Consider the following 12221-nt stretch of genomic DNA (forward strand, 5'->3'; position numbering starts at 1 on the left):
GTGGTCATCCAGGAGATGGATCAGGCGGTGGCCCAGTGGGGCACACCCAGGCGCACGGTCATCCTGGACCAGGAGCCCTCCGGCGACCTTGCCCCCGTGCAGTCAGCAGCAGCCGGCGATCAGCAGACCTCTGGCAAGGTGAGTGCTGGCCCACAGGCTGCACTGGTGGTAAGCGGAGGAACCAGCCGCAGCGGAGACGGCGGCGATCTGCACATGGAGGACAAGCCCTGTACGGTCATGATGAGCGCCACCGGCCTGCTGGCACGCAGCACTCCGGGCGCCCTGGATGCCTGGCGGACCCGGCCACGCAACCAGGATAGGGGGCACGACGACCAGATCATCGCCATATTCGCCACCACCACCCTGGCCACCTATGGCCTGGTGACCACGGCTGGACGGCTGATCACGGCTCCTGTGGCCGACCTGCCGCTGATCCCGGCCACCGCCAACCCCAACCTGAGCGGCGGCGTCGTGGCCGACGAACTCCTGGGTGGGACCACCAGCACCGAGCCACAGTCCGACGAGCACGCCGTCACCGTCATCGACATGGCCGACTCCCGGCCCCTGGCCCTGGGCACCCGGCTGGGCACGGTCAAGCGCTGGAACCGCGAATCCCCTACCACCATGGACTCCTGGTCGGTCATCGATCTGAAGGATGGCGACCAAGTGGTCTTCGCAGCCCCCTGCCAGGACGGGGACCGCATGGTATTCATCTCCTCGGATGCCAGCCTGTTGACCTTCACCGGGGACAAGGTCCGACCCCAGGGCCGCAATGCGGCAGGCATGGCTGGCATCCGTCTGGCCCAGGGCTGCCAGGTCGCCACCTTCGCGGTCGTGCCGGCCGGGGAGATCGGCTGGACCTACCAGGAGACCGGCGAGGATGGCATGAGCACCCAGGCCGGGGCCGTGGTTCTGACCGTGGCCGGCGACTCCGAGGCCCTTCCAGGCACCGAGAACGGGTCGGGCAAGCTGACCCCGTTGGAGATGTATCCGGTCAAGGGCCGCGGCACGGGTGGCGTGCGCTCCCAACGCTTCCTCAAGGGTCAGGACACCCTCCTGCTGGCACGGGTAGGTGCTTGGCCCCTGCACGCCAGCACCGCAGCCGGTTCTCCGGTCGAACTGCCCGACGTGGACATGCGCCGGGATGCCTCCGGCCAGGAGCTGGCAGCGCCCATCGCCTTCGTGGCCTGAGGGCGCTCGGCACAGACTCAGTAGAGGGCCATGCCGCCCGGCCCGGCCGTGAATCCGGCGGCGGCCAGGGCCATGCCCACCGGTTCGCGCATGGTCAGGGGCCGGCCATTGGCATCACTGAAGAGGATGCGTCCCTGCCCGCCCCGCCTCAGCCATGAGGCCAGCTGGGCGAAGGCGGCCTCCAGCAATCCACGCTCGGGCTGACCGAAGACCAGGAGATGATGACCCTTGGGTGCCGCATAGACCAGGGCGCGGCCTCGATTCTGCACCAGGAGGTTCCCCATCCGCCGAACGGGCCGGCCGCCGGCATCCCCTGATGTGGTCGGCCAGGCAAGGGCCGTGCCATAGAGGTTGGCTGGATCGGTCACGTCCATGACCACGGGTTCGGCAGTTCGCTGCCCCGATCCGCCTTCACCGTCATCATTGCGATCATCCTCTTGGAAACCCCTGAGCTGGTCGATCACCTCCCGCGGGGCGAACTGGGCGCCGCCGAAACCGTCGACGATGACCCCACGCGTCAGCTGGCCTGCCTCCTCCATGCGTCTGCAGACCTGATAGAGGGCCGAGAATCCGCCGGGCAGGGACCGCACTTCGGGCAGGACCGGGGCCAGGAGCCCATAGCGGTCCAGGGCGGCTCGCTCCTCGTGGACCAGGCGGACGGTCCGCTGCCGGTCATCGTCCTGGCCACCTCTGGATCTGTCACTCGAATCGGTCATGCCAGTTCCCGCTGCAACTTCTGCCGCTCCGCGCTCATCCGCGACCAGAGTCCAGAACCCCTCCATCGCCGCTGACAGCGTTGATGAGCCGGCCACACGCGTCAAGGCTGCGCGACCCAAGGGTCTGCCGCGTCCACGCAGTCCATGGGGTAAACGGCGGGTCCTACGCGGGCGTTGCGGTTCCGATCCTCGGACCAGCCGCCGGACCGGAGCCAGGGAGGAGTTGGTGACCAGTCCACGTCTGACCAGCACCCAGAGCGACCGGGCCATGGCCTCCTGGTCGGGGGCCTGGGAATCATGGGACCCAATGTCATCCCCGCCCCGGCCGGCACAGGCGCGCAGAAGCCGATCGAAGCGGTAGGCTCCCCCGTCAGCCAGAACATCCAGCAGGGTCTCTTCCATATCGCCCCCGCTGCCCGGGTTGCTCGATTTGCCGGCCTCATCCGTGACCGACGGAGAACCGCTGGATTGTGCCGGAAGCTCCTCATCCAGGTCCTCGGCCAGATAAAAGGTCACGGCGCCCAGCGGACCCTCCCCCTGGTCGGACCCCACCCAGACCACCTGGCCCGAGGCCAGCAGATCGTCCATCAATGCGGGACTGTAATCACGCACCCTGGCCGGGAAGATGGCCGACTCCCAGAGCGTGGGCGGCAGATTCAGTCCCTCCAGCTGCGCAACCACCTCCAGCAGTCCCTCGGTGCCCATCAACGGCTCCTGGCCAAGGGGTGCCAGACCCTGCCGGTGAAGGAGAAAGTCGCTGTAGACATGGCCGGGAACGGGGCTGGCGGCCTTGCTGGCCTTGTCCAGGGACCGCGAGCGCAGCCGACGGAAGACCCCTGGATCCAGCCATCCTCGGCAGGGTTCGCCTCCCTCCCATCCGGGCTCGCCATAGGCACTCAGGTCAGGACGGGGGAAGACACCGGTCATGAGCAGCTCGCGGGCGACCAGGGAACGCAGTCTGTCCTCCAAGAGCGCACTGCCCAGACCCAGGCGGCCGGCGAGGTCCTGGGTGGTGAACGGCCCATGGACTGCAGCATATTGCCTGACCAGCTGGTCGAAGGCCTCGCTGTCCGATTCAGATTGCTTTGTCGGCTGGGCGGATGGATGGATGATGCCGGGCCCCAGGACCGCAGTCAGCCGCCCCGCCTGACCGGCCCATACCCAGCAGTCACGAGCGCCCAGTCTGACCTGGACCACCCTGGACTGGGCCTGCAGCTCATCCAGCATGGCCCGGACCTGCGCCTCCGTCACCGATTCGTCCTCCTGACCGCGCATGCGCCGACGAATCCCGGCCAGGTCCATGGGGCCCAGGGTGCGCAAAAGGTCGGCCAGTCCTTCGGCACCCCTGGCCCGGGTCCTGGGCGAAAGCCGCTGCAAATCCGCGGTCACCTGGTCGACGGTCTCCTGGTCCAGAAGGTCAGCCATGTCCACCCGGCCAACCATCTGCTCCAGCAGGTCGGAGTCGATGGCCAGCATGGCGGCGTCGCGCTCGGCCTTGGGCATGTCGTACTGGTACATGAAGGTCCCCAGGTAGCCGAAGAGCAGTCCTGAGGCCATGGGTGAGGGGGTCTTGGTGGAGGCCGGGACCAGACGGACGCTCCCCTGCTCCAGGTCGGCCATGAGCTCGCGCAGGGCAGGCATGTCGTAGACATCCTGCAGGCACTCGCGCATGGTCTCCAGAACCAGGGGGAAGTCATCCTCCTTCAGGGCCGCGTCCAGCAGACGGGAGGCCCGCAGACGCTGCTGCCAAAGCGGAACCCTGCGGCCCGGCTCCATCCTGGGCATGTAGAGCGAGCGGGCTGCGCACTGGCGGAAACGGGCCTGGAAGAGCGCAGAGCCAACCAGATGCCGTCGGACCTCGCTCTCCACCTGATCGGGGGTGAATCCGAATATCCGCTGATCTTCCAGGAAGGCATCGGTGCCCGGGATCTGCACGACGATGCCATCCTCCCCAGCCCAGACGGAACCGTCGTAGCCGCGCTCGCGGGAGAGCCGGGCGGCTATGGCCAGGGCCCAGGGCTCGTTGACCCTGCGACCATATGGCGAATGGAGGATCAGCCTCAGGTCGCCCTCCTCGTTGGGGCAGCGCTCGACCACCAGATGCCGGTCGTCGGGCACCCGGCCGGTGGAGGCCTGCTGCTCGGCCAGAAAGGTGGCCAGATTGTTGATGGCAGGACGGTCCAGGCCGTCCTCCAACAGGCGAGAACAGACGGGTCGAGTGAAGCCCGGTCGACCGGAGGCGGTCTGGACCGCCGGTATAAGGCCCTGTGACAGTTCCCTGGCGAGCCTGCCCAGACGACGGCCGAAGGCGGGGTCACGGCCGGTGCCCTCCCCGTGCCAGAAGGGCAGCCTGGCTGAGCGTCCCGGGGCGGGCACCACCACCACACGGTCGCGGGTGATCTGCTGGATTCTCCAAGAGGTGGTGCCCAGGGTGATCACGTCCCCCTTGCGGGACTCGTAGACCATCTCCTCGTCCAGCTCCCCCACTCGGCGGGGCTTGCCGCCGGCGGCCTCGGAGGGCATGACCACACTGTAGGAGCCACGGTCGGGGATGGTGCCTCCGGAGGTCACTGCCAGTCGTTGTGCACCGGGGCGGGCCGTCAGGGTACCGGTCTGGTGGTCCCAGACCAGGATGGGGCGGAAGGCGGTGAAGTCCTGGGAGGTGTAGGCCCCGCTGAGCATGCCCAGCACCGCCCGGTAGACCTGCTGGTCCAGGTGGGCGAAGGGCGCGGCCTGTCTGACCGTGGCCAGCCAGTCCCCCTCCTTGAGCGGCCCCATGGCGGCCGCTGCCACCGTCTGCTGGGCCAGAACATCCAAGGGGCTACCGGGCATGACGGTGGGTTCGATGTCGCCCTGGACCATGCTTTCCATGCTGGCCGTGCACTCCAGGATCTGCCCTCGGGTCAGGGGGAAAAGTCTGGCCTGCGATACCCGTCCCACTTGATGGTCGGCCCTGCCCACCCGCTGCAGCCCCGAGGCGGTCGACAGCGGGGCGTTGACCTGGATGACCAGATCGACCGAGCCCATATCGATGCCCAGCTCAAGGCTGGAGGTGGCCACCACGCACCGCAGCCTGCCGGCCTTGAGATCATCCTCCACCTGGCGGCGGCGCTCCTTGGACACCGAACCATGGTGGGCCATGGCAATGGGTTGGTCGACAGGCTGGCCGGATGTTCTCTCGGAGGTGGACCCGGTGGCCGAATCGTAGTGGGCGGGCTCCCTGGCCTGCACAACCCTGCCCGTGGCCCGGTCTGTTTCAGGGCACAGACCTGGCTGGTCCTGCCCACTGCTGCCTCGCCTACGGTGGTTGGGCGCTTGCAGATCGGACTGGTGCAGGTCATTCAGCCGGGCGGTCAGGCGCTCGGCAAGACCTCTCGAGTTGACGAAGACCAGGGTGGTGTGGTGGGACAGGACCTGGTCCAGAATGGCCCGTTCGACGGCTGGCCAGATGGATCCGCTTCTTTGGTCGCCCTCCTGACCCTTCTGGCCGGATTCGCCGGGCGGTGCAGCCAGGTCGCCCATGTCCTCCAAGGGCTCGATCAGCCGCAGGTCCATGGCCGAGGACGACTTGGGCTGGATCAGGCTGACCGGACGGCTGCCGCCCAGAAAACGTGCCACCTGTTCGGGCGGCCGTACCGTGGCCGACAGGCCGATCCGCTGCACGGGCTGTCCAACCAGATCGTCCAGCCGCTCCAGGCTCAGGGCCAGATGAGCCCCGCGCTTGTTGCCCGCCAGAACGTGGATTTCGTCCACAATAACGGTCTGCACATTCTTCAACGTGCTGGCTGCCTTGGAGGTCAGCATCAGATAGAGGGATTCAGGGGTGGTGACCAGAATATCCGGGGGATGGGCGGCCAGGGCCCTGCGGCCGCGGGCGTCGGTGTCCCCGGTGCGGATACCCGTCCGGACCTTGGGCGCTTTGCGTCCCTGCTGTCCGAATCGCTCGGCTATACCGTCCAGCGGAGCCTGCAGGTTGCGGGCGACATCCGTCCCCAGGGCCTTCATGGGCGAAATGTAAAGCACGGCGACCCCAGGCTTCCGGGAGCGCCGAGGCATGGTCATGAGCTCGTCGATGGCCCAAAGAAAGGCAGCCAGGGTCTTGCCTGACCCGGTGGGCGAAATGATCAGTGCATCACCGCCTGAGCGGATGGCCGGCCAGGCCTGCATCTGGGTCGGCGTGGGCCCGTCGGGAAAGGCCTGGCGGAACCAGCCGGCCGTCTGCGGGGAGAAATTATCCAAGGGATCGCCCATATGCGTCACACTCCTCTCCCCGTTCCTTTGGGCCTTGCTGAAGGTCGATCAGGTGTCGATCTTGCTCCGGTCGAAGTCGTCGGCATTGTCCACGATGAACTGCTTGCGGGGCGGCACGTCGTCGCCCATGAGCAGGGGGAAGATGCCGGCCGCCTGAGCGGCATCCTCCATGCGGATGCGGCGCAACATGCGGGTCCGGGGATCCATGGTGGTGTCGGCCAGCTGGTCGGCGTCCATCTCGCCCAGCCCCTTGTAGCGCTGCACATCGGGATTGTAGTCGATGTGCTTGGCCCGCAGGTCGGCGAGCTTGCCCTCCAGCTCATCGTCCGAATAGGTGTAGATGAACTTCCCCTTGTTCTTGCCTGCAAGCGCGATTCGATGCAGGGGCGGCACGGCAGCGTAGACCCGCCCATTCTCGATCAAGGGCCGCATGTAGCGGTAGAAGAGGGTCAGCAGCAGGATGCGGATGTGGGCACCGTCCACGTCGGCATCGGTCATCATGATGACCTTGTTGTAGCGGGCCTGGTCGATGTCGAAGCTGGCCCCCGAGCCGGCGCCGACCACCTGGATGATGGAGGCGCACTCCTTGTTGGTCAGCATCTGGGACAGGGAAGCCTTCTGCACGTTGAGGATCTTGCCTCGGATGGGCAGCAGGGCCTGGAACATGGAGTTTCGGGCTGCCTTGGCCGTACCCAGGGCGGAGTCGCCCTCGACGATGAACAGCTCGGCGATGTCGTCGTTGCCAGGCATGGAATCCGAGAGCTTGGAGGGCATGGAGGCCGACTCCAGGGCGTTCTTGCGCCTGGTGACCTCCTTGGTCTTGCGTGCCTGGACGCGGGCGTGCATCTCGCCGACGATCTTCTCCAGCACCTGGCCGGACTGCTCCTTGAAGCCGCGCTTGGAGCCGCTGATCATCTGGCCGAACTGGTCGTCGGTCATCCGGGTGACGATGGGCTTGACCTGGGCCGTACCCAACACGTCCTTGGTCTGGCCCTGGAACTGCGGCTCGGCGATACGCACGGTGACCACGGCCACCAGCCCGGCCAGGACATCGTCTCGCTCCACCTTGGTGTGGGAATCCTTGAGGTTGACCTTGAGGCGGCGGGCGTTGGCCTCCACGGCCTTGCGCACCTGGCGGGTCATGGCGTTCATGAACCCGTCCACATGCATGCCTCCGCCGGGCGTCTCCACCACATTGACAAAGCTGCGAACGACTGAATCGTAATCGTTGACCCAGCGCAGGGCGATATCCACCCCGCAGACACGTTCCACCTGCTCGGCGTGCAACTCACCGTCCGAGCCCACCCGCTGGGTCTCCTCCTGGTAGGTGTCCTGGCCGCTGATCCGCCAGATGTCGCTGACCGGCTCGCCCTTGGACAGGAAGTCCACGAAGTCCGTCACCCCGCCGGTGTGCAGGAACTCCTCCACGCGCTGATGGCCGGACTCGTCCTCCGGCTGCAGCATGGCCCGGTCGGCCCGCTCGGTGGCCGAAAGGTCGGCATCATCCGGCTGCGCGTCCTCGGCACGTTCGCCTTCGGTGCCTTCTTCAGAGAGATCGTCGCTGTTGGAAGATCCATGAAGGTTCTCCCGATCGTCCTGAACGTTCTGATTGTCCGGCTCCGCAGCGGATTCGCCGTCAACCTCCAGGCGCAGGTCCTGTTCGGCGCTTCCTGTGGCGGGGATGCGGTCGTCGATCACGGTGATCTTGAGGCCGGGCACCAGGAAACTGGTCTGGCGCACCCGGTCGATCAGCTGGGCGTAGCTGAACCGGGCCGTGGGGTTGAAGATTTCCGGGTCGGCCCAGTAGCGCACCCTGGTCCCGGTCCGGGACTTGGGCACGCTGCCCACTACTTCCAGGGGTGTAGGCCGGTTTTTCCTGGTGCGCTTGAAGGGCGAGTCAGGCGAGGGCCGCTCCGGATCAGGGTCCTGGTAGATGCCGGGATGACCCTGGTGGAAGCGCATCCGGTGGGTCTTGCCATCCCTGTCCACCTCCACGTCCAGTCGGGAGCTCAGGGCGTTGACCACCGAAGAGCCCACGCCGTGCAGGCCGCCCACAGCCGTGTAGGAGGAGTTGCCGAACTTGGCACCTGCGTGAAGCTTGGTCAGGACCACCTCCACGCCGGTCAGCCCGGTTCGAGGCTCAATATCGACGGGGATGCCCCGGCCGTTGTCGTCCACCTCGATGGAGCCGTCCTTGTGCAGAATGACCTTGATATGGTCGCACTGGCCGGCTAGGGCCTCGTCCACGGCGTTGTCGATGATCTCCCAAAGGCAGTGCATGAGCCCCTGGCTGTCCGTGGTCCCGATGTACATGCCTGGACGTTTGCGCACTGCGTCCAGGCCATCCAGGACCGTCAGACTGCCGGCACCATAGGACTTTCCCTTTTCAGGCTTTTTCGCCACCATTTACCTCGCCGTTCACCTCTTGGCGCCCAGGGGACACGGGTCCTCGCATGGGCGGTCGCTTACGCACCGATGACCATTTCTAGCAAGGAGGCCTCGACAGCATCCGGACCTCCCCGCCGGGCGCAGAGGTCACTGATCCAGGAAGTCACGCAGGGTCTGCGAGCGCGAAGGATGCCGCAGCTTGGACATGGTCTTGGACTCGATCTGGCGGATGCGCTCACGGGTGACCCCGTATACGCGGCCGATGTCGTCCAGGGTCTTGGGCTGCCCATCCTCCAGGCCGTAACGCATCTTGATGACGCCGGCCTCGCGGGGGCTCAGGGTCTCAAGCACCTGCTGGAACTGCTCCTGCAGCAGGGAGAAGGCCACAGCATCCGAGGGGGCGATGGCGTCGGTGTCCTCGATCAGATCGCCGAACTCCGAGTCACCGTCCTCGCCCAGAGGGGTGTGCAGGGAAATGGGCTCGCGCCCGTACTTCTGGACCTCCTGGACCTTCTCGACGGGCATGTCCAGCTCACGGGCCAGCTCGTCGGGGGTGGGCTCGCGACCCAGGTCCTGCAGCATCTGACGCTGGACGCGGGAGAGCTTGTTGATGACCTCGACCATGTGAACGGGCACACGGATGGTGCGGGCCTGGTCGGCCATGGCACGGGTGATGGCCTGACGAATCCACCAGGTGGCGTAGGTGGAGAACTTGTAGCCCTTGGTGTAGTCGAACTTCTCCACCGCACGGATCAGACCCAGGTTACCTTCCTGGATCAGGTCCAGGAAGAGCATGCCTCTGCCGGTGTATCGCTTGGCCAGGGAGACCACCAGTCGCAGGTTGGCCTCCAGCAGATGGTCCTTGGCCTTCTTCCCGTCGTTGGCGGCCCACTTGAGCTCGCGGCGGCGCTTGAAGTCCATGCCCTCGCCTTCGGTGTCCAGCAGATGCTGGGCATAGAGGCCGGCCTCGATACGCTCTGAGAGATCCACCTCCTGTTCGGCGTTCAGCAGGCTGACGCGGCCGATCTGCTTGAGGTAGTCCTTGACGGGATCGGCAGTGGCGCCGGCGGTGACCACACGACGCTTGGGGTTGCCTGAGGGAGTGACATTCTCATCGTCATCGGAATCGTCGACGACGAAGGCGCCCTTGACCTTGGCGGCGAGGGCATGGGCGGCCTTGCGGTCCTCCTCGGCCTCATCCTCGACCTGGTGGGCCTCGTCCTCCTCCTGATCGTCCTCGTCGGGCTCGTCCTCCAGCTGATCCTCGCTCTTGTCCAGCTGGTCGTCGTCCTCCTGGTCCTCGAGCAGGTCCTCGTCGGGCTCCTGCTCCTCCGGCTGCAGGATGGGCTCCTCTTCGACCTTCTTCTTGGTCTTGGAGGCCGGGCGACGGTTGGTCTTGGCCGTCGAAGTGCTAGCAGTGGCGGTCTTGCGGGCTGCGGTCTTGCGGGACGCCTTGCTGCTGCTGGTCTTGGACCTGGTGGCGGTCTTGGTCTTGCCGGCGGTTGAACTGGTCCGGCCCTTCCCGGTATCCACTGCGGCTGTCTTGGCTGACTTGGTGTCCTTCGTGGCCAAATTCTCCTCCTGGATCATCCCACCCGCCGACACTGCTTTCAAGGCACAGCTATGGCAAGGTCAAATCTTAGACTCACTAAGTGAACCACCCCAGGGGGACGATTATTCCCGATTCAGCCCGATTGCCTCCAGGCCGGGTCGATGCCGCGACCGATCAAAGCCAGGACGATGGCGGCCAGACTGCATGAGCGGTCGTCGGAAAGAGCTTCCTCGGCGAACCCGCATGCCCGGGATCCCCCATTCCACCAGTCGACGTAGGCCGCGACCGCCAGGGGCTGGGACCGAAACCCCGGCGGAACCTGATCAGCTATGGCTTGAAGCATGGCCAGCCCGGCCCGGCAACGCGGATGGTCCGGCCGCGTGGCAGGGTCCTTGAAGACCGCATCCAGAATGTTGCAGAGCGCCGTCACATTGGACGCATCGTTGGGACGCACACACAGGTCCAGCAGCCGGTCAGCGTGCAGACCAGGCTCAGGCGCCAGGATTGACAGAATCAGCCCGTCGCGTATGGCCAGGGTTTCCTTGACGGCCACAGCCAGACGGTCCGCCGAGTCGGAGTCCAGAGGCGGGTGCGCCTGCTGCCGCCCCCTCAAGCCGGCAGTCCAGTCTGTCAAGGGTTGCTGGAGCCATCGCCTGTCAGCATTTTCCACACCCCATCGTCGTCGACCCTCTCGATAGTTCTCCACCAGTTTTGTCATGCCGTGTTCATATGAATCGTTCATGCCGTCATCGCCTCCCATCCGCTCCCGGTCTGTGGTCCGGGGAGCCTAGGCACCATCCTGAACCCGTTGGAACCGTTAGGAAGACCACAGCCGATCATGTGGTCAAGTGGGGTCATCCATCCACCATGGTCCTTGCAGCCATGGGCCTTGCAGCCTGCCTGCTGGGCAGATATGCGGATAGGCTCTAAGGCATGAAGAGCGTGACTGCAGCACGGGTCGAACAACGCATGGAGGAACTGCTCCGGAGCCAATGCGACCACCTGACTGCTCCAGAGCCCGGACCGGACCATCCCCTGGATCAGAACCCCTCACAGGGGGCTTTGCAGGAGGTCATCCACCAGGCAATCGAGGCAGGCCGTGGCGGCAAACGACTGCGCGCCCTCCTGCTCTGCGATGTCTGGCGGGCTCTGGAATCCGAGCAGAATCCGGACCGTGAACAGGCGGCAGTAGACCTTGCCTGCGCCTTGGAGGTCTATCAGACCAGCGCCCTGGTCCACGACGACATCATCGACGGCTCCCCCCGTCGTCGGGGCCGTCCTGCCGCCCATCTGGCCCTGAGCCGGTCGGCCGCCGGAAACGATCCAAGCGACCGGCTCCCCGCAGGCCCCGATGCCCGTGGCACCGGCCTGGGCATCCTCCTTGGCGACCTGCTGGCATCACTGAGCACAACCATGGCCCTCCAGGCGGCTGCCGACCTGCCTCAGGAATCGGCCATCGGCAGAGCCTTTCAAGCCATGCAGACGGCCGTGGTCACCGGCCAGATCCTGGACATGGGTATGGAAGAGGCTCCACTGGACGATCCGAAACGCCTGGGCAGTCAGGCCCTGCACACCATGGCCTGGAAGACCGCCTCCTACACCACCATGGTCCCCCTGGCCCTGGGCCTGCTGGCTGCCGGAACGGACCTGGAGGGACACAAAGATTCGGTACGCGCCCTGGGTCTGGATCTGGGTCTGGCCTTCCAGCTGGAGGACGATCTGCTGGATGTGGCAGGCGACGACCGCCATACCGGCAAACCCGTTGGCGGTGATATCCGCGAGGGCAAGCGGACCGTCCTCCTGGCCGACACCCTGGCCATGGCCGATTCTGACCAGGCCAAGGAGGTTCGCCGACTCTACGGTTCCCCGACCGAACGCCGCAAGGACGCCCAGGTGAATATGGTTCGTGACCTGATGCAGTCCTGCGGTGCCGTAGACGCCAGTCGTCGACGCATAGCCGACCTGTCCGTCCGAGCCCAGGACCGAGCCCAGGCCTTGGCCGATGATCTGCACCTGTCTGCCAGGGGCCAAACCATCTTCCTGAATGCCTGCCGACGCTTCCTGCCGCTTGCCACCACCGCCGGGTATCATGAACGTGTATCTTCCATTGATGCCGAGGCCGG

At 66.0% G+C, this 12221-nt stretch carries 6 protein-coding genes; 2 read left to right on the plus strand and 4 right to left on the minus strand.

Annotation, left to right across the window (positions count from 1 at the left end; genetic code table 11):
* Window positions 1-1191, plus strand: a 1191-nt coding sequence (locus AC0AP0_RS04685; protein WP_490429527.1) for a DNA gyrase C-terminal beta-propeller domain-containing protein, incomplete at its 5' end; no start/stop codon positions are given.
* Between the two features lie 17 nt (window positions 1192-1208).
* On the opposite strand, the gene AC0AP0_RS04690 is transcribed toward AC0AP0_RS04685, so the two are convergent.
* From AC0AP0_RS04690 to AC0AP0_RS04705, 4 genes are all read right to left on the minus strand, one after another.
* Complete coding sequence (locus tag AC0AP0_RS04690; protein ID WP_490429528.1) at window positions 1209-6158, minus strand: ATP-dependent helicase; 4950 nt, start codon at window positions 6156-6158, stop codon at window positions 1209-1211.
* A 48-nt stretch (window positions 6159-6206) separates the two neighbouring features.
* Window positions 6207-8564 carry a DNA gyrase/topoisomerase IV subunit B gene (locus AC0AP0_RS04695; protein ID WP_254477069.1) on the minus strand — a complete coding sequence of 786 codons (2358 nt, stop codon included), beginning with the start codon at window positions 8562-8564 and terminating at the stop codon, window positions 6207-6209.
* Window positions 8565-8693: 129 nt separating this feature from the next.
* Window positions 8694-10118, minus strand: a complete 1425-nt coding sequence (locus tag AC0AP0_RS04700) for an RNA polymerase sigma factor (protein WP_375537543.1) — start codon at window positions 10116-10118, stop codon at window positions 8694-8696.
* Window positions 10119-10231: 113 nt separating this feature from the next.
* Entirely contained in the window at window positions 10232-10840 is a 609-nt protein-coding gene (locus AC0AP0_RS04705; protein WP_181414887.1) for a DUF4192 family protein, read from the minus strand.
* Between the two features lie 200 nt (window positions 10841-11040).
* Between AC0AP0_RS04705 and AC0AP0_RS04710 the strand changes: the two genes are divergently transcribed.
* Window positions 11041-12221 (plus strand): polyprenyl synthetase family protein (locus AC0AP0_RS04710; RefSeq protein WP_490429529.1); only part of this gene is annotated, 1181 nt, incomplete at its 3' end.

This window comes from Bifidobacterium sp. POST2/T3 (B1), from assembly GCF_058197115.1.

Coding starts and splice junctions, on each gene's coding strand:
- AC0AP0_RS04695 (WP_254477069.1), bottom strand. CDS start 8,564: ATGGTGGCGAAAAAGCCTGAAAAGGGAAAGTCCTATGGTGCCGGCAGT.
- AC0AP0_RS04690 (WP_490429528.1), bottom strand. CDS start 6,158: ATGGGCGATCCCTTGGATAATTTCTCCCCGCAGACGGCCGGCTGGTTC.
- AC0AP0_RS04705 (WP_181414887.1), bottom strand. CDS start 10,840: ATGAACGATTCATATGAACACGGCATGACAAAACTGGTGGAGAACTAT.